Origin of the sequence: Actinomadura madurae, from assembly GCF_900115095.1 — a bacterium.
GTDB classification, from domain to species: Bacteria; Actinomycetota; Actinomycetes; order Streptosporangiales; family Streptosporangiaceae; genus Spirillospora; species Spirillospora madurae.
Genome location: NZ_FOVH01000003.1, coordinates 691477 through 709882, shown reverse-complemented (window position 1 = coordinate 709882; position 18406 = coordinate 691477). Strand labels below are relative to the sequence as shown.

12 protein-coding genes are annotated in these 18406 nt (G+C 73.0%); 9 read left to right on the top strand and 3 right to left on the bottom strand.

The window, feature by feature from the left end; translation table 11 throughout:
* Positions 1-6 precede the first annotated feature (6 nt).
* The 5 genes from BM339_RS12655 to BM339_RS12635 all read left to right on the top strand — a co-directional run bounded on the left by BM339_RS12655 (position 7) and on the right by BM339_RS12635 (position 9142).
* Positions 7-1677, top strand: coding sequence for a VMAP-C domain-containing protein (locus BM339_RS12655; protein WP_021592435.1), 1671 nt, complete (start codon positions 7-9; stop codon positions 1675-1677).
* Entirely contained in the window at positions 1678-2649 is a 972-nt protein-coding gene (locus BM339_RS12650; RefSeq protein ID WP_075020916.1) for an AAA family ATPase, read from the top strand.
* The gene (locus BM339_RS12645) at positions 2639-7159 is read left to right on the top strand and encodes an SAV_2336 N-terminal domain-related protein (protein WP_075020915.1); all 4521 of its coding nucleotides are present in this window, start codon (positions 2639-2641) and stop codon (positions 7157-7159) included. The genes BM339_RS12650 and BM339_RS12645 overlap by 11 nt, the downstream gene beginning before the upstream one ends.
* Before the next feature lie 43 nt (positions 7160-7202).
* Complete coding sequence (locus tag BM339_RS12640) at positions 7203-7778, top strand: TetR/AcrR family transcriptional regulator (RefSeq protein WP_075020914.1); 576 nt, start codon at positions 7203-7205, stop codon at positions 7776-7778.
* A gap of 74 nt (positions 7779-7852) precedes the next feature.
* Positions 7853-9142, top strand: coding sequence for a Cmx/CmrA family chloramphenicol efflux MFS transporter (locus tag BM339_RS12635; protein ID WP_075020913.1), 1290 nt, complete (start codon positions 7853-7855; stop codon positions 9140-9142).
* 1248 nt (positions 9143-10390) lie between these two features.
* Here the strand turns inward: BM339_RS12635 and BM339_RS12630 are convergent.
* The 3 genes from BM339_RS12630 to BM339_RS12620 form a co-directional block, all read right to left on the bottom strand.
* Positions 10391-12457 (bottom strand): M6 family metalloprotease domain-containing protein, encoded by a 2067-nt coding sequence (locus BM339_RS12630; protein WP_244938428.1) that lies wholly within the window; start codon positions 12455-12457, stop codon positions 10391-10393.
* A gap of 118 nt (positions 12458-12575) precedes the next feature.
* Complete coding sequence (gene rraA, locus BM339_RS12625; RefSeq protein WP_075020912.1) at positions 12576-13058, bottom strand: ribonuclease E activity regulator RraA; 483 nt, start codon at positions 13056-13058, stop codon at positions 12576-12578.
* Positions 13059-13102: 44 nt separating this feature from the next.
* The gene (locus tag BM339_RS12620; protein ID WP_021598200.1) at positions 13103-13558 is read right to left on the bottom strand and encodes an Lrp/AsnC family transcriptional regulator; all 456 of its coding nucleotides are present in this window, start codon (positions 13556-13558) and stop codon (positions 13103-13105) included.
* 208 nt (positions 13559-13766) lie between these two features.
* On the opposite strand from BM339_RS12620, the gene rocD reads away from it, so the two are divergent.
* The 4 genes from rocD (at position 13767) to BM339_RS12600 (ending at position 18406) form a co-directional block, all read left to right on the top strand.
* The gene (rocD, locus tag BM339_RS12615; protein WP_177287687.1) at positions 13767-14933 is read left to right on the top strand and encodes an ornithine--oxo-acid transaminase; all 1167 of its coding nucleotides are present in this window, start codon (positions 13767-13769) and stop codon (positions 14931-14933) included.
* Positions 14934-15080: 147 nt separating this feature from the next.
* Complete coding sequence (locus BM339_RS12610) at positions 15081-16049, top strand: LCP family protein (protein ID WP_075020911.1); 969 nt, start codon at positions 15081-15083, stop codon at positions 16047-16049.
* A gap of 108 nt (positions 16050-16157) precedes the next feature.
* Entirely contained in the window at positions 16158-16793 is a 636-nt protein-coding gene (locus tag BM339_RS12605) for a PadR family transcriptional regulator (RefSeq protein ID WP_021598203.1), read from the top strand.
* Complete coding sequence (locus BM339_RS12600) at positions 16790-18406, top strand: DHA2 family efflux MFS transporter permease subunit (protein ID WP_075020910.1); 1617 nt, start codon at positions 16790-16792, stop codon at positions 18404-18406. The genes BM339_RS12605 and BM339_RS12600 overlap by 4 nt, the downstream gene beginning before the upstream one ends.

The following is an 18406-nucleotide window of genomic DNA, read 5'->3' as shown; positions in this document are numbered from 1 at the left end:
CGCATCGTGGACGACTGGCAGTGGCGCGCCTGGGTCGGCCCCGCGTCCGGCGGCAAGCTCGGCGCGGCGTTCCTCGTGACCAGCACGAGGCTGCTGACCTGCGCGCACACTGTGCAGGGGATGGACGAGGCGCGGGTGGGGTTCCCCGGGCTGCGGGAGGACCTCCCCGTCACGGTGATCCGGTGCGGCGACTGGCTCCGGGAGGGCGACCCGGGTGACGTCGCCGTCCTGGAACTTCGCGAGCCCGTCCCGTACACGCCCGCGCGGCTGGCGGCGCCCGACGGGCTGCGCGAGCGCACGTCCGGCGGCCGGACGTTCGGCGCCTGCGGGTTCCCGTGGCGGCCCGACCAGAACGAGCGGCACGCGTCCGTGACCACGTTCCCGCATCGCGGGATGCGGCGCGAGTGGTGGGAGCTGAAGACGGGGCCGGGCGACTGGCTGGAGGAGGGCTACAGCGGGTCGGCCGTGTACGACCCGGCGACTGGCGAGGTCATCGGCATGGTGACGAACGCCGAGCTGCGGCACGGCGACCGGGCCGACCTCGGCTGGATGCTCCCCATCACGCACATCCGGACGTACTGGGAAGAGCTGGACGATCTACTGCCGCTGCGGTGGCTCACCGCGGGCGCGCGGCGGGAGCTGCGGGAGCTCCTCGACGGCGTGCGCTTCACCGACCCGCTGGCCGCCGACCTCGAACGCGTCACCGGCCGCCCGCCGCTCGGCGGGTTCCGGTCCGCGTGGGGGTCGGTGCGGTACGTCGCCGAAGGCTGGGAGGAGGAGCGGCTCGTCCGGTTCGTCGCCGGGCTCGGGCGGCATCTGGACGAGGCCGGACGGCGGCGGCTCACCGCATGGTCCGCGCGGCACCTGCCCGGCGCGGCGCCGGCGGCCCCGAGGTCCGGGCCCGCGTCGGTGATCGTCCGGCTGGAGCGGGTCACGTTCGACAACGCCTTCGACGTGACCGTGCACACCTGGATCGACGGGGCGGAAGGCCCGGGGCGCCCGACCGAGCGGGTGCCCGAGCGGCGGGTGCGGCCGGTGGTCGAGGCGGGCGTCGCGGCGCTGGCGCCCGCGCTGTTCGGACGCGACTGGATGATCGAGTTCGCGGTGCCGGAGAGCTGGCTCGGCAAGCCGTTCGAGCAGTGGTACGTCGACCCGCGCAACAGGATCTCGATGCGCAAGTACCCGGTGGTGGTGCGGGACGTGGAACGGCTGCGGCCCGACTCGATCCGGCGCGACCAGGCCCACCACCGCTGGCGGCTGCTGAACGAGCGGGGACGCAGCGAACCGCGTCCGATCGCGTGCGACGCACCCCGCAAAGGCAGCGAGTTCCAGGACTGGCTTGAGGCGAACATCGACTTCTGCGTGCTCGTCTACGGGTCGCGTCCGGTGAAGAGCTGGCTGACGGCCGCGCTCAACAACGGCATCCCCGTCATGCTCTGGACGCGCACCCCGTGCGACGCGTCGTCCCACGAGAACTGCCGCGGGCACCACGTCCTCGACGAGCTGACCGGCGCGGTCTGCGACAAGCACCCGGGCGACCTGCCGCAGGTGGCGCTCGCCCTGCGCAAGGCCGCCCTCCTCGCCCCCAAGGACGCGCCGCATCCCGGCCGCGACCTGACGCTGCTGTGGGACGACCCGTCCCGGCTGCCCGACCCCCCGCTCGCCATGGAGGTATAGGTGCCCGACTGGCTGCTCTACACCGGGAGCCGTCTCAGGCATGACGGCATCGACCGGCTGCCTCCACCGCCGCCATGGCGCGCGTTCGACGGTGAACCTGTCCTGCCGATCCCCGACCGGCCTTCGGGGAACGAGCATCAGGCGACGACCTACCGGCCCTCGGACGACGCCGTGCAGCAGGTCAACGCCGCACTGTACCTGCGTCGTCCGCTGCTCGTGACCGGGCCGCCCGGTACTGGGAAATCGACGCTGGCCTACGCGGTGGCGCACGAACTCGGTCTCGGCCCCGTCCTGCACTGGCCCATCACCAGCCGGACCACCCTGCGGGACGGTCTCTACCAGTACGACCCGCTGACCCGCCTGTACGCGGCCGGACGGGACGACGCCCCGCGCGAGGAGGACATCGGCCGCTACATCCGCCTCGGGCCGCTCGGCACCGCGCTGCTGCCCTACGAACGGCCGCGCGTCCTGCTGGTGGACGAGATCGACAAGAGCGACATCGACCTTCCCAACGACCTGCTCACCATCTTCGAGAAGGGCGAGTACGAGCTGCCGGAGCTGACCCGCCGCGCCGACCCGTCCGCCGAGGTCATGACCGCCGACGGTCCCGGCGACCGCGTCACCGTCACCGCCGGGACCGTGCGGTGCCGCGCGTTCCCGCTGGTCGTGATGACCAGCAACGGGGAACGCGAGTTCCCGCCCGCCTTCCTGCGGCGATGCGTGACGGTCGAGCTGCGGCAGCCGTCCGGGGAGGCCGAGCTGTCGGCGATCGTCCGGGAGCACCTCGGCGGCCTCGCCGACCAGAGCGACGACCTCGTCCGCCGCTTCTTCGAACGCTCCACGGCCGGGACGCTCGCCACCGACCAGCTCCTCAACGCCGTCTACCTGTGCCGCCACGCCGACACCGAGGACCGCCGCGCCCTGGCCGACCGCATCATGCCCTACCTGACCGGGCCCGTCGATGACGATTGACCGCCTCCGGGACGCCCTCTCGGCCATCGGGCCGCCGCCGGACGCCCGCGAGCTGAGCGAGATGCTGTGGCTCGCCTGCCACATCTCCCCTCCCGGAGAGGCAGCTCCCCCTGGGCCGCCGGTTCTGCCGCCCGTCTCCGAAGGGCGCGCGGACGAACCCGGCCTCGCGACGCCCCCCGCCCCGCCCGCACCGCCCCCGCCCGCCGAGCCGCTGACCGGGCTCCATCCCCGTCCCGCCACCGAGGCGGAGCCGGTGGGTGAGGCGTCCGAGGTGCTCGTCCCGACCGCGCCGATGCTCGCCGACCCGCTCGGCGTGCAGCGGGCGCTGCGCCCGCTGAAGCGCCGCGTCCCCTCCAGGCACCGGCGCGAGCTGGACGAGGACGCCACCGCCGCCCGCATCGCCGACACCCGCTTGTGGACGCCCGTCCTCGTCCCGTCGCCGGAACGCTGGCTCGGCCTCAGCCTGGTCGTGGACGCGGGCCCGACGATGCGGCTGTGGCGTCCGCTCGCCCGCGAGCTGGCCGAGACGCTCGTCCGCCAGGGCGCGTTCCAGGACGTCCACGTCAGCTACCTCGACGCGACCGGCCGCGTCACCTCCTCGCCCGAGGCCCCGCCCCGGGACCCGCGCACGCTGCTGGACACCTCCGGCCGCCAGGCCGTGCTCGTCCTCAGCGACTGCTCCGGCCCGCACTGGTGGGACGGGCGCGCCGCCCACGCCGTCCGCAGCTGGGCCCAGGCGGGGCCGACCGCCATCGTCCAGCCCCTCGCCGAGCGGCTCTGGCGGCGCACCGCCGCCCCCGCCGCGCCGGGCCTCGCCCACCTCCCGCGCCCCGGCGCGCCGAACACCGACCTGCGCTTCACCCCGTACGACGGCGCCGCCGGGGCCGGGGTGCCGGTGCCCGTCCTGGAGATCTCGCCGCGCTGGTTCGGCGCCTGGGCCCGGCTGGTCGCCGGCTCGGAACCGCAGCCGGCCGCCGTCGCGACGCTGCCCGCCCGCCCGTCCGGGACGGCCGCCCCGGTACGTCGCGAGCGGGAACTGCCGGTCGCCGAACGCGTCCGCCGCTTCCTCGCCACCGCGTCCCCGGACGCCGCCGAACTCGCCGCGCACGTCGCCGTCTCCGTCCCGTCCCTCCCGGTGATGCGGCTCATCCAGCACCGCGTCCTCGGCGGCTCGGGACCGGGGCAGCTCGCCGAGGTCCTGCTCAGCGGCCTGCTCCGCCCGGCGGGCGGCGTCCACTACGCGTTCGTCCCCGGCGCCCGCGAGGCCCTGCTCGACACCCTCCCGCGCCCCGAGGCGCTGCACACCCGGCACGTCCTGGAAGCCGTCTCCGCCGAGATCGAGCGCCGCGCCGGGACGTCCGCCGAGACGTTCCGCGCCCTGCTCCCCACCGACGGCGGCCCGGTCGCCCTCGCGGCCGACACCGACCACTTCGCCGTCCTCACCCCGGAGGCCCGCGACCACCTCGCCCCTGGCCCGCCTGCGGCTCCCGACCTGCTGGAACTCCTCGGCAGGCCGGTCGACGACCTCCTCGGCGACGACTGGGACCGGCCCCCGCGCCCCACGCTGATCGGAGTGGACAACGTCGGCCCGGTATGGCTGGACGTCCTCCGCGGCGATCCGGAACCGCCGCACGGGCAGATCACCGGTCCACGCCCCGAACGCGACGCATTGATGCGGACACTCGTCCTCAGCCTCGCGCTGACCCATTCGCCGAACATCGTCACCTTCAACTTCTTCGGCTTCGCCGAGCCCATGTCGTTCGCCGGCCTCGGAAGCCTTCCGCACACGACCCAGGGCGTGTACGCCCCGGCGGCGTCCTCTCATGCGGTGAGCGACATACCCAAGGTTCTCAAGGCCGAGCGACAGCGCCGGAAGGGCATCCTCCGGGCCGCCGGAGTCGGCACCTGGGAGGAGTACCAGGCCGCCGTCGACGACGGACGGCCACTCGATCCGCTCCCCGCCCTCATCGCGGTCATCGACGACTTCGGCCCCTTGCTGGAGGCGTATCCGGACCTGGGGACGTCGCTCGAAGATCTCTACAGAGAAGGCCCGGCCCACGGCATCACCTTCGTGCTCTGCTCACCCTCGGATTCGCCCGCACCGACGCCGTTCGCGGACAGGATCGGCTGGGTGCTCGGGACGCCCAGCCGGCACGACGAGGACGCGGCCTTCCTTCACGTCTTCGGCGAGCAGGCCCGCCCCCGGTTCCGACCCGCCCGCATCCTCGCGGACAGCGTCGCCCCTCTTGGGAACCGCATGCGGAGGCACTTCCTCGAAAGGTACGAGACCTCCCCGTCCACCGCGGAGCCCGAGCCGGAAGTCGTGCCCTCCGCCGTCCCGCGGTTCGACGTGCTCCGGCTGAACGGCGGCGGCCCCAGCGGGATGTTCCAGGAGGCCTGGGCACGGCCCGCCTCCACTCCGCGCAACCCGGCGATCGGCTACGACCCGGCCGGAAACGTCGTCAGCCTCTACCCGCTGGACGCCTCCGCCGGGCTCCCGCACGGCCTGATCACCGGCACCCCCGAAGACAGGCAGCGCATCGTCCGGGTTGTCACCCTCGCCCTCGCCGCCGGGCACTCCCCCGCGAACCTGAGCCTCGCCTTCGCCGGCCTGGGCGAGCATCCTCTCGGCGAACCCCTCGATCTCCCGCACGTCCGCTACACGCGGGACGAACTGCTCGGGCACCCTGACGAGCTCCAGCGCTTCCTCGACTACCTGACGCACGAACTCGGCACCCGGTCCGCCAGGCCACCGCGGAACATCCCGGGGGCCTCCGAGGCCACCACCACGACGCCCTCCGAAGAGGCGCCGCGCCTGCTGGTCGTGGCCGACGTGTCGCTGACGTTCCCGTCCAGCAGGCGCGAGGTGGGCGAGACGCTCCTCTCCCTGGCTCAGCGAGGCAGAGCCCTCGGCGTGCAACTCCTGCTCGCCTCGTCCACCGTCGAGAACACCACGATGTGGGACCGTTTCCTGCCCCTCCTCGGGTGGCGCATCGCGGCGAGCCGATTGCCTCCCGCCGAGCTTGAACGCGTCCTCGGACGACCGAACCTCCCCTTTCCCGACGACAGAGCGGCGTACCTCCTCGCCGGCGGCGGCTCTCCGCAACCGTTCACCGTGGCGGAGGAGCCCCCCGCCTCCGTCGTCGACGACTTCGTCACCCGGGCTCGGAACCGCTGGCGGGCGATGTCGGCGGAGGGCACCATCGTCGACGATCTGGTCATCGGACCCCGCGAGCGCCGGCGAACCGCGCTGGATGCCGTGGCCCCGGCCGCGCTGGACCGCCTGATCACCGGCCTGGACGAGGCGGTCGAGGACAGGCGGCGGACGCCCGAGGGCGAGCCGGTCGACGGCGCACGGGTGCGGGACGCGCTGCGGCAGATCTTGCAGGCAGAGGCCGACGACGTCCGCGACGGTGTCCCCGGCGGGCCACGCCATCTGGTCCTTCCCGGGCCGCGTACGCCCGAGATGTCCGCGGCGGCCCGGTTGTACGTGGACATGCTCGCCGACCTCGGAGCGCTCACGCGGAGCAACCTGACCTCGCTGGCGTACGCCGAGTCGCCGGGCTCCGAGGACGATCCCGCCGCCACCGTGTCGGGGATCTACAGGCTCACCCCGGGCGGTGCCGTCCTCGTCCACGACCGGCCGGACCAGGATCCGGAGACCGGTTACCTCGGCGCCGCCACCATCGAGAGCCTGATCTCCGCAATGGACGAGGACCCCGACGGCCCCTTGATGATCCTCTGCGGCGAGCCGGCCCGTTTCCGCGAACTGTTCCGCACGGTGCCCGGCTTCGCCGAACGCTTCCGATGGGTCTCCGCCTTCGATGCGACCCCCGCACGCCCCCGAGCGCGGGCGTCCCGCCAGGTGAGGCTCGGCACCGCCCCTGAGACCGGCGAGCCGGCGCTCCATGACTTCGGCATCGATCGGCATCTGCTGATCAGCGGCCCGTACGGATCCGGCAAGACCGTCCTGGTGCGCCGGATCGTGGACGAGCTGGTGTCGACCGGCACCGGTCGCGACCAGGCCGTCTACGTCCTGGACGAGGGCGATGCCCGGCTGACCCCCAGGACCGGCTGGGCGGAGGCCGGTGTGCGGTACACGACGTCGGCCGACGATTTCGGCCCGATGCTGAACGAGGCCATCTGGAGTGTGAGGGCGCGCCTGATCAGCGGCAGCGGCCCCGCGGTCTACATCGTCGTGGCGGGTCGCCAGCGGTTGCTCCGGGACGATCCGCTCGCCGAGTTCCTCCCCCAGCTGAGAACCAGCCGCGAGCACGGCATCCACCTCGTGCTCGCGCGGCATCAGATCACGCTCGGCGAACCGCTCGATCCCGTGGTCGTCGCCCTGCGGGAGCTGGGCGCCCCCGTGCTGCTGACCAGCTACGTCGGCGGGCACGAGGCGAGGCTGTGGGAGATTCCCCCCGAACTGCACGGCCCCCTGGCCCACGGTCAGGCTCTCCTGGCACACCCGGACCGGCACCGGCTCGTCCGATTGGACGAGCTCGCCTGAGCCATATTGGATCGAGCTGTCCATAACGTGTTACGGTGCGGGTATGGCGCGGCCCAGGAAGTTCGACGAGGGGCGGGCCGTCGAGGCGGCCATGCGGGCGTTCTGGACGGCCGGGTATGAGGCGACGTCCACGCAGGAGCTGTGCGCGGCCACCGGGCTCGGGCGCAGCAGCATCTACAACACGTTCGCCAGCAAGCACGAACTGTTCGTCAAGGCGCTGTCGCACTACATGGACGTGCGCACCACCCGGCTCATCGAGTTGCTCAAGGACGACGGGACGCCGATCCGGGAGCGGCTCCGCACCGTTCTGGAGTGGGCCGTCGCCCCGGACGAGAACGACCCGTCCGGGTGCCTCGTGGTGAACGCGACCGTCGAGCTCGGCCCGCACGACCCCGACATCGCCGAGCGGCTCGGACGGGACCGGCGCCGGCGGCTCGCCGCCCTCAAGGCCGCGATCGAGCGCGCCGTCCAGGCGGGCGAGATCGACCCCGCCAAGGACGCGGACGCGCTGGCGCACTTCATGATCTCGACCATCAGCGGTATCCAGGTCGCCGCCCGCGGCGGCGCGGGGCGGCCCGCCCTCACGGCGATCGCCGACACCGCCATGCACTCGGTCTAGACCCCGGCGGCCCGCGCGCCGCCCCTTTTTTCGGCCCAATTTTGTACTGATCTATCCAATACTGGAGGACACCGATGCCACTGGCCGTCTACGTGCTGGGGCTGGCGATCTTCGCGCAGGGCACGTCGGAGCTGATGCTGGCCGGCCTGCTGCCCGGCATGGCGCACGACCTCGGGGTCTCCGTGCCCGCCGCCGGGCTGCTGATCTCGGCCTTCGCGATCGGCATGCTCGCCGGCGCGCCCGTCCTCGCCGTCCTGACGCTGCGGTGGCCGCACCGGCGGGCGCTCCTGGCGTTCCTCGCGGTGTTCGCGCTGACGCACGTGGTCAGCGCGCTGACACCCGGGTACTGGACGCTGTTCGCGATGCGCGTCGTGGGCGCGTTCGTCTACGCCGGGTTCTGGGCGGTCGCGGCGGCCACGGCGGTCGACCTCGTCCCGGCGAGAGCGCGTGGCAGGGCGATGAGCGTCGTCGCCGGCGGGCTCACCGTCGCGGCGATCGTGGGGCTTCCGGCCGGGACGGTGGTCGGGCAGCACCTCGGCTGGCGGGCGGCGTTCTGGGTGGTGGCCGCGATGTCCGCGGCCACGATGGCGGGGGTCGCCGCGACGATCCCGGCGGGGCGCTCCGAGGGCGCACCGCCCCGGGTACGGGACGAGGTGCGGGCCCTCGCCGTCCCCCGGCTGTGGGTCCTGTACGGGACGATCGCGGTGGCCACGAGCGGGCTCCTCGTCACCTTCGGCTACCTGGGGGCGCTGCTGACCGAGACGACCGGGATCGCGGAGCGGTGGGTCCCCGGCGTGCTCGCGCTCTACGGCGTCGGCGCCCTCATCGGGATCACCGCCGGCGGGCGGACGGCCGACGCGTGGGGCGTCCCGACCCTGTACACCGGGTTCGGGGGCCTCACGGTCGTGTCGGTGCTGCTCGCGCTGACGGCCGGGTCGCCCCTCCCCGTGGTGGTGCTCGTCTTCCTGCTCGGCCTCGTCGGGTTCGGGACGAACCCGACGCTCAACTCGCGGGCGTTCGGGCTGGTGGACGGCGCGCCGACGCTGGTCGCGGCCGGGACCGTGGTCGCGTTCAACGTCGGTATCACCGTCGGGCCCTGGCTCGGCGGGCTCGCCATCGACGCCGGGGCGGGCTACAGGTCGACCGCCTGGATCGCCGCCGCGCTGGGCGTCATGGCGGTCGGGGCCGTCTGGGTCTTCAACCGCATGGGCTCGCGTGGAAGCTCCATAGAGCCCGCTTGTTCGGACGTTCCGCGATCGTCCAGATCCGGTGCCGGCCACGGAAGCACGACAGATCCTCGGGGCCGTGCGAGATCGTCCGGTACTTCACCCGGCCCCATCCGTTCCGGCCCGGCCGGGTCGTGAGGAGCCGGCCGCGCTCGGTGCCCCGGCCCTGGGTGAACCACCAGTGGCCGCGCGTCCTGACCCCGCCCTGGATCCGGTCGCCCGGCAGGGGCGCCCCCCAGGTGGCGCGGGCGGTCCCGCTCCCCGCCAGCGCCGCCATCGGCCAGGTGACGACGCGTCCCCGCGCCTGGTCCGGGCGGCAGTACTCGCCCGCGATGAGGACGTGCGGCGACCGGGTCCGGTCGACGCCCACCCACGACATGCGCAGCGGCCCCGACCCCTTGCACGCGCGGGCGCGCCCCCGCGTGAACCTCCGGTCGCCCGTCTGCGGCATCACGAAGCGGTATCCGTGGGCGTAGTACTTGCCACGGTGAAGCCCGACCCGGCCGGCGTGACCGGTCGAGCCCGCCTTGCTCCTGGCCAGGTCGTAGATCTGCCGCATGTCGAACTCGCGCAGCCCGCGCCAGGTGTCGGCCACGTAGAGCCTGTCGCCGTACCAGGCGATGCCGCCCGCGTGGACCTTGATGTCCCGGTAGGTGACGTGCCGGCCCTTCATGACCGGCTCGACCAGCAGGACGTGCCGGTAGCGGCGCCGGGCCGGGTCGACGAACGTGATCCTGACCTTGCCGTTCTCGTGCCAGGACACGACGAGCGGGCGGTCACCGCCCGACCACCGCTCGCCCGCGACGGCGTCCGACACGCTCGTCACGCCCTGCGGGATCCACGCGCGGGTGGCGGTGTCCGCGCGGTCGAAGCAGTACACCTGCGCACCGGACGGCACCGCGGCGGCCTTGCCGCAGCCCCGGCCCAGCCTGCTCGACCCGGACGCGCCGAGCAGCGCGCCGACGCCGGTCCTGCGCAGCCGGCCGGCGAGCGCCCGCAGCGGCGCGCTCCGGTCGGCGCCGCGGCGCAGGTCGAAGTCGCGGACCTTCAGCGGGGCCGCCCACACCGCCCCCTTCGCGACCGCCGTCCTCTTCGCGGGCGCCGCGTGGGCGATGCCCGGGGCAGCGGCCACCAGCGCGGCGAGCGGGACCCCGGCCGCGAGGGCCGCCGCCCCCGGCCACCGAACAATGGTCACCATATGCTGCAAGATCATCACAGTCCGCACCTACCCAGGCCGGACGGGACGGACGACCCCGGCACGATCTCGGGAAAGGCAAACTTCCGTCATCACCCGGACATGAGGGACGGGACGGCCCCGCGCGGGGGCCGTCCCGTCCTCGCGGGCAGGTCAGGTCCGGTCAGTCCGATCAGCCCGTGTCAGTCCGGTCAGCCAAGGCGGCACGTCCCGGTGTCGGACTTCGACGGGTCGCTCTCCGAGGTCCCCGTCAGCCGGAGCGTCGCGCGCCGGTCGGCGCCCGGCTTCGCCTTCGCCCACACCTCGACGTGCGTCCGGCCCTTCGCCTTGGCGGTGGCCAGCTCGTTCGGCAGCCACGTCGTCCAGCCCTCGCCGGACACGGCGGCCTTCAGCCGGAACACGTCGGAGCCGTGGTGGCCGCTGCCGCCGCGGCCCGTGTTGCGGAGCGCCAGCGTGCACTTGGCCCAGCCGCCGCCGGTCGGCCGGGCGCGGCCCGAGTCGACCCGCACGCCGCGCCGCTGCGGCCCGGCGCCGTCCAGCGAGCGGACCGCGACCGTGTAGGACAGGACGCCCTTCCGGTCCCGCCGAAGGTCGAGGACGTAGAAGTGCAGCCGGTTCGCCTCGTCGACGTACTCGTACTCGCTGCCGGAGTTCGTCCCGGCGTGGTACAGCGCGTCCGACAGCTGCCGGTAGTCGCCGATCGTCATCTTGCGCGGCGTGCCGTCCGGCATGACGAAGTCGACCTTGTCGATGTCCTGCGGGTTGGCGTCCGCGACCCAGATGAACGGGGCGCGGTCCTCGTCCTTCGTCTTCGCCAGCAGGACGCCGGAGTCCGGGGTGAAGGAGTCGGTGCCCATCCGGTCGACGACCTCGAGGGTGTAGTTGTCGTAGCCGCCGCCGTCGCAGAGCGGGTCCTCGCCGGTGTCGCAGGCCGGGCTCTCGTCGCCGCCCGCGCCGAGCTTCAGGTTGATGCCCGCGAGGCCGCCCCTGCCCGGCTCGGCCGCCCGCGCCGTCACCCTCGCCACGACCATGCCGGACGCGGCGAGCCCGTCCCGGTCGAGCTGGAGCACCTTCGCCGGATCGACCATGCCCAGCTTCAGCTTGTTGCGCAGCATGTGCTGCGCGCCCATGGAGCCGCCGCCCGTCGCCGGGATCGTCCATCGGCTGTGCGGGCCGCCGGGGCCGTTGAACGTGCCGCGGCTGAGCATGTCCCACGGGCCGCTGAAGGCGCGGCGCGGCGGCACGCCGTACGGGTTGTTGTAGTTGTCGCCGATGCCCAGGATGTGGCTGAACTCATGGGCGTACACCGACATGCCGGAGCTCTCCGCCTGGGTGGACGAGACGCCGGCGATGGCGTTCGGCCAGATCGTCGAGCCGGCCTGCCACGACGTCCAGGGGATGTAGCGGGTCTTCACCCAGTTCGGCAGGGCCGGGTCGCCCGGCCCCCACTCGGCCGGCACGTTCTCCGGCGTGCCGAACTTCATCTCGCCGAACTCCTGCCAGGTGGACGACTCGTCCTGCCCAGCACTGAGGAAGAACACGAAGTCGAACTCGCCCGCCGCCTCCTCGCCGATGTCGGCGACCCACGCGTCCCGCGCGTCCTTGCGCAGGTCGCGTTCGCAGGTGTCGCCGGCGGGGCAGCCCGTCCCGCCCTGCATGCCGTCGACGCCGTACTCATGGTCCTTGGCGGGCATGCGGTACGCGCCGAAACCGGTGAGGTTCACCCCGTACCGGCCGCCGGAGTCCTCCATCCAGTACTCGTGGAGCGTGTGGCCGCGGTTCAGCTCCTGCGGCTTGTTGAGGAAGTCCTGGTAGAACTTGGCGACCTGGTCGCGCGGGACGTCCCCCACCATCGTCGGGTTGCCGAAGATGGAGGAGTTCTTCGGCTGCGTCACCTCGAACGGCTGGTTCGGGTAGTCGGCCAGCACGACCGCGACGTTGAAGTTCCTCACCGACCCCTTGCGGGACGGGTCCGCCCACGACGTCCCCGGAACGGACCGGTAGTCGTCCCAGGTCATCGTGTCGGGGAGCTCGTACTTCTGCGGATCGATGGGACGCGGCGTGCCGGCGGCGAACGTGCGCGCGGCCGGCTCCGCGCGCTGCCACGGCTGCGTCTGCGGCCAGTGCCGCATCTGCCACGGGTTGGCGGTCGGCTCCGGGATGGGGGGTCTCGGCTGCGCGGCGGCCGGGACGGCCGCGACTCCCACGACCAGCCCCATCGCCGCCGCGGGCACCAGCAGCATCTTCTTGGCGCGCATGTCTCCCCTGCCTCAGATGGGTTGCTGAGTGAAGGTAAGACGGTGCGCCGCGCCCGGCTACGGCCGACTTAGCCGATCTTGCGCGGAACGCCCTGGCAGTTCGCGCGATGCCCGCAGGTCACAGGGGAAGCTCGCGTCCGGCGACGACGATGCCGTCGGCGTCGCTGTAGAGCCAGTCGCCGGGCCGGAACTCCACGCCGCCGAACGTCACCGGGACGTCGGCCTCGCCCGCGCCGTCCTTGGCGCTCTTGCGCGGGTTGGAGCCGAGCGCCTTCGCGCCGAGGTCCAGCCGGGCGAGCGCCGCCACGTCCCGCACCGCGCCGTTGATCACGACCCCGGCCCACCCGTTCGCCACCGCCGCCGCGGCGATCATGTCGCCCATCAGCGCGGACGCCAGCGACCCGGCGCCGTCCACGACCAGCACGCGGCCCTCGCCGGGCGTGTTGAGCAGCTTCTTCACCAGCCCGTTGTCGCGGTGGCAGCGCACGGTCGAGACGGGTCCGGCGAACACCGTCCGCGCCCCGTACTGCCGGAACTGCGTCTCGCAGCTGCGCAGCTCGTCCCCGAAATCGTCGATCAGGTCGGCGGTCGCGAAGTCCATGGCGGAAGCCTACGCAGGCGGTCTCGGGTCAGTGCGACCAAGGGTCAGTGCGACGGCGCGTCGGTGGGGCGCCCGATCAGCCGGGACAGGACGATCGCCGTCTTCGTCGCGGTGATGTTGTCCTCCCGGCGGAGCCGTTCGAGGGCCTGCTCCAGGTGCTGGATGTCGCGGGCCCGGACGTGCACGAGAGCGCTCGCGTCACCGCTGATCGTGTACGCCGCGACGACCTCCGGGTGGCCGCGGACGCTGGAGTAGATCTCCTCCGGGGACGTCGCGCCGGTGCAGAAGATCTCGATGAACGCCTCGGTCGTCCAGCCGAGCGCGGCCGGGTCGACGACGGCCGCGAAACCGTTGATCACCCCGTCCGCGCGGAGCCGGTCGACGCGCCGCTTCACCGCCGGGGCCGACAGCCCGACCCGGTCGCCGATCTGCGCGTAGGACGCGCGCCCGTCCGCCAGGAGTTGCGCAACGATTCGACGGTCCAGCTCGTCAAGACGCAACAAACAACACCCCCGAAGTCGGTTTTCGTCATTGGTCGGCGGTCAACTCCGAACATACGCTGGGAAGCGGACCGGCGGCCACCTGACCCCGCCCGGCCCTCACCCTCGGCACCGGCCCGCCGTCCGGGGTCCCAGCCATGTCCCGGCCCGACGGGCCGGGCCGAGCCGCGAAAGGAGCGTCGTGACGGCCACCGACCAGCTGCGAGCGATGTCCGAGGACCACAGCGCGCACAACTACCACCCCCTCCCCATCGTGGTCTCCGAGGCGGACGGCGTCTGGCTGACCGACGCCGAGGGCCGCCGCTACCTCGACATGCTGGCCGCGTACTCGGCGGTCAACTTCGGGCACCGCAACCCGCGGCTGACCGAGGCCGCGCGGCGGCAGCTCGACCGCGTCACGCTGGTGAGCCGGGCGTTCGACCACGACCAGTTCGGCCCGTTCGTGTCCGAGCTGGCCGAGCTGTGCGGCAAGGACATGGTGCTGCCGATGAACAGCGGCGCCGAGGCGGTCGAGACGGCGCTGAAGACCGCCCGCAAGTGGGGCTACGAGGTAAAGGGCGTCCCGGCGGACCGGGCGAACATCATCACCTTCGAGGGCAACTTCCACGGCCGCACGACCACCATCATCAGCTTCTCCACCGACCCCGACGCCCGCGACTCCTACGGCCCCTACACGCCGGGCTTCCGGACCGTCCCGTACGGCGACGTCGACGCGCTGAAGTCCGCGATGGACGACGCCACGGTCGGCGTGCTGATCGAGCCGATCCAGGGCGAGGCCGGCGTGAACGTCCCGCCGAGCGGGTTCCTGCGGGCGGTGCGGGAGCTGTGCACCGCGAACGGCGCGCTGATGATCGCGGACGAGATCCAGTCGGGCCTCGGCCGCACCGGCACCACGTTCGCGGTCGAGCACGAGGGCGTCGTCCCGGACGTCTACATCCTCGGCAAGGCGCTCGGCGGCGGCATCATGCCGGTCTCCGCGGTGGTCGCCGACCGCGACGTCCTCGGCGTCTTCAAGCCGGGCCAGCACGGCTCGACGTTCGGCGGCAACCCGCTCGCCTGCGCGATCGGGCGCGAGGTGATCGCGATCCTGAAGACCGGCGAGTACCAGGAGCGGTCCCGGACGCTCGGCGCGCACCTGCACGAGCGGCTCGGCCGGCTGCCCGGCGACCTCGTCCGGGAGGTCCGCGGCCGCGGGCTGTGGGCGGGCGTCGAGCTGCACGGCAGGGCCCGCCCGGTCAGCGAGCGGCTCATGGACCTCGGCGTCCTCGCCAAGGAGACCCACGAGACCACGCTCCGCCTCGCCCCGCCGCTCGTCATCGAGCGCGCCGACCTCGACTGGGCCCTCGACCAGCTGGAAATCGCGTTGAAGGGCTGACGAGGTCCCCTGACCAGGGAACGCCGCCGGGCAACGGCGCCCGGCGGCGTTCCCTCGTTCATCGCAAACCCGTTTCTCGTCAAAGGGTTGACCGCCGCCCGCCCCGGCGTGTCGGCGCGGCCCGCGCCCGGGGGCAGGGTGGGCGGCATGCTGCGGAACTGGGGCGGGCGCCGGGTGGCCTTCGGGTGCGGAGGGCTGCTGGTGGGCCTCCTGCTGGTGATGGGCGGCGGGCTCTACCTGCTGCAACGCGCCTACGACGGGGAGGTCGACCGGGTGTCCGGCGCGCTGCCCACCGGGGCGGGGCGCCCGTCCTCCAGCGGGCGGGGCGAGAACTGGCTGCTGATCGGGTCCGACCGGCGCGCCGACATGCCCTCGATGGGCGCCCGCGCCGACACGATCATGCTGGTGCACCTGTCCGGGCGCGGCGACCGGGTGTCGGTCGTCGCGATCCCGCGGGACGGCTGGGTGCCCGTCCCCGGGCACGGCCGGACGAAGATCAACGCGGCGTTCGCCTACGGCGGTCCCGCGCTGCTGGTCCGGTCCGTCGAGCAGCTGACGCGCGTCCGCGTCGACCACTTCGCCGCGCTCGACTTCGGCGGGTTCGTCACGATGACCGACGCGCTCGGCGGCGTGGACGTCACCATCACCAAGAAGACCTTCGACCCGATGCACGACCGGACGTGGGAGGCCGGGCGCCGGCACCTGAACGGCGTCGAGGCGCTGGACTTCGTCCGGCAGCGGTGGAACCTGCCGGGCGGCGACCTCGACCGGATCAAGCGGCAGCAGGCGTTCCTGAACGCGCTCGCGGCCAAGGCGCTGGACACCCGCAACCCGATCAAGATCGACCGGTTCATCCGGGCGGTGACCCGCTCGGTGACCGTGGACGACTCGGTGACCGCCGGCACGCTGCGCGGGCTCGCCCAGCGGCTGCTCAGGACGTCGCTGCTGGAGTACGTGACCGCCCCGGTCGCCGGGACGGCCGAGCGGGACGGCCAGAGTGTCGTACTCCTGGACGAGGATGGCTCCCGCGAGCTGTTCACCGCCGTCCGGGAGGACCGGGTCGGCGACTACGTGGCCCGCAACGGGGCGGCCAACTCGGTGGACGCCGTGCGCTGAGCCGCCCATAACCTGGGAAATATCGGAAATAGCGGGCCATTTGGCGGTCACAGTCTGGATGGATTAGTCTGAGTGGACTAATCCACCTCCGACCATGAGGCCGGCGCCATGTCCCGACCCCTCACACCGCTCGCGCTGACGGTGCTGCGCATGCTGTGCGACAGCCCGATGCACCCGTACGAGATGCAGCAGCGCATCCGCGACCACGCCTACGACCAGGCCGTCAAGATCACGCACGGCTCGCTCTACCACTCGGTGGAGCGGCTCGCCGCGGCCGGCCTCATCGAGCCGCTGGAGACCAGCCGCGAAGGGCGCCGCCCCGAGCGCACCGTCTACGCGGTGACCACCGCCGGACGCGACGCCGCCCAGTTCCGGCTCGCCGAGCTGCTCGCCCGTCCGAGCGAGGAGTTCCCGCTGTTCGGCACCGGGCTGGCGTTCATCAACCTGCTCCCGGAAGGCGAGGTCGCGCGCCTGCTGCGCAACCGGACCGTCTCCCTGGAAGCGGCGCTGGCCGGGCACCAGGCCGCCCACGACTCGCTCCGCAAGCAGGGCATCGAGCGCTACAAGCTGATCGACCAGGAATGGCTGATCGCACGCCTGCGCAGCGAGCTCGACTACGTGCGCGGGATCGTCGACGACCTGGAGGCCGGCCGGCTCACCTGGAAGGACAGCGAGACGCGGGCGATCTGCCACCCGCGGCCTCGGCCACGACCGCACCACACCGACGACAAGGGGGCCTCATGAGCAAATGGCGCGGCAATCCCTGGGCGATCCTGCTGACGCTCTCCCTCGGATTCTTCATGACGCTGCTCGACCTGACGATCGTGAACATCGCGATCCCGGGCATGATCGACAAGCTGGACGCCTCGCTCGACCAGGTGCTGTGGGTCGTCAACGCCTACATCCTGGTGCTCGCCGTCCTGCTCATCACCGCCGGCCGCCTCGGCGACCTGTGGGGCAAGAAGAACCTGTTCATCGCGGGCGTCGCCCTGTTCACGCTGTCCAGCCTGGCGTGCGGTGTCGCGCAGAGCCCGGCGCAGCTGATCGCGGCCCGCGCCGTGCAGGGCCTCGGCGCGGCGCTGCTGATGCCGCAGACCATGTCGATCATCATCGGCGTGTTCCCGCCGCAGCGGCGCGGCGCCGCCCTCGGCGTGTGGGGCGCGGTCGCCGGGGTGTCCACCATCGCCGGGCCCACCGTCGGCGGCCTGCTCGTCACCACCCTCGACTGGCGGTGGATCTTCTTCGTGAACCTGCCGATCGGCATCCTGGTGCTGGCCATGGCGGTGCCGATCCTGCCGGGCCACACCCGCACCGTCCGGCACCGGTTCGACCTGCCCGGCGTCCTGCTGGCATCCGCGGCGCTGTTCTGCCTCACCTTCGCACTCACCGAGGGCCAGAAGTACGAGTGGAACGAGGGCATCTGGGGGCTCGTCGCCGCCGGGCTCGGCCTGTTCGCGATCTTCGTCGTGCAGCAGCGGGGCCGCCAGGACGGCGAGCCGCTCGTCCCGTTCTCGCTGTTCCGGGACCGCAACTTCACCCTCCTGAACCTCGTCGGCGCGGCCGTCTCGGTCGGCATGATCGGGATGTTCCTGCCCATGACCATCTACCTGCAGTCCGTGCTCGGCTTCAGCGCGCTGGAGGCGGGCCTGGTGATGGCGCCGTCCTCGATCGTGTCGATGTTCCTCGCGCCCGTCGCCGGACGGATGTCGGACCGCATCGGCGGCAAGTTCATCCTGATGGCCGGCCTCGCCCTCTACGGCCTCGGCATGGTGTGGCTCGTCCTCGTCGCCGAGGTCGGGACGCACTGGACGGCCTTCGTCGCCCCGCTCGTCGTGGCCGGCTTCGGCATCGGCGGCGTGTTCGCGCCGATGGCCACCGAGGCGACCCGGAACGTCCCGCCGCGGCTCGCGGGCGCCGCGTCCGGCGTCAACAACACGATCCGGCAGGTCGGGTCCGTGCTCGGCAGCGCGGCGGTCGGCGCCGTGATGCAGAACCGGCTGGCGTCCGCGCTCCGGGACGAGGCGACCGCCCGCTCGGCGGCGCTTCCGGCCGACGTCCGCGGCGGCTTCGTGCAGGGGTTCGCGGACGCCGCCAAGGGCGGCCTGGAGGTCGGCGCCGGGCAGAGCGGCGCCCGGCAGCAGCTCCCGGCCGGTGTCCCGCCGGGCGTGGCGCACCGCGTCCACGAGCTGGCCGGCCAGGTGTTCTCGCACGGCTTCGTGCACGCGATGAAGCCGACGATGTGGCTGCCGATCGGCGTCATCCTGCTGAGCGCCGCCGCCTGCCTGACCCTGAAGGGCCACCGGACCGGGACACCGGCCGCGACGGCGGACCCCGAACCGGCTCCGCTCGCGTCCTGA

Coding starts and splice junctions, on each gene's coding strand:
- BM339_RS12610 (WP_075020911.1), top strand. CDS start 15,081: ATGCTGCGGAACTGGGGCGGGCGCCGGGTGGCCTTCGGGTGCGGAGGG.
- rraA (WP_075020912.1), bottom strand. CDS start 13,058: ATGGACTTCGCGACCGCCGACCTGATCGACGATTTCGGGGACGAGCTG.
- BM339_RS12605 (WP_021598203.1), top strand. CDS start 16,158: ATGTCCCGACCCCTCACACCGCTCGCGCTGACGGTGCTGCGCATGCTG.
- BM339_RS12645 (WP_075020915.1), top strand. CDS start 2,639: ATGACGATTGACCGCCTCCGGGACGCCCTCTCGGCCATCGGGCCGCCG.
- BM339_RS12630 (WP_244938428.1), bottom strand. CDS start 12,457: ATGCGCGCCAAGAAGATGCTGCTGGTGCCCGCGGCGGCGATGGGGCTG.
- BM339_RS12635 (WP_075020913.1), top strand. CDS start 7,853: ATGCCACTGGCCGTCTACGTGCTGGGGCTGGCGATCTTCGCGCAGGGC.
- BM339_RS12640 (WP_075020914.1), top strand. CDS start 7,203: ATGGCGCGGCCCAGGAAGTTCGACGAGGGGCGGGCCGTCGAGGCGGCC.
- BM339_RS12600 (WP_075020910.1), top strand. CDS start 16,790: ATGAGCAAATGGCGCGGCAATCCCTGGGCGATCCTGCTGACGCTCTCC.
- rocD (WP_177287687.1), top strand. CDS start 13,767: ATGTCCGAGGACCACAGCGCGCACAACTACCACCCCCTCCCCATCGTG.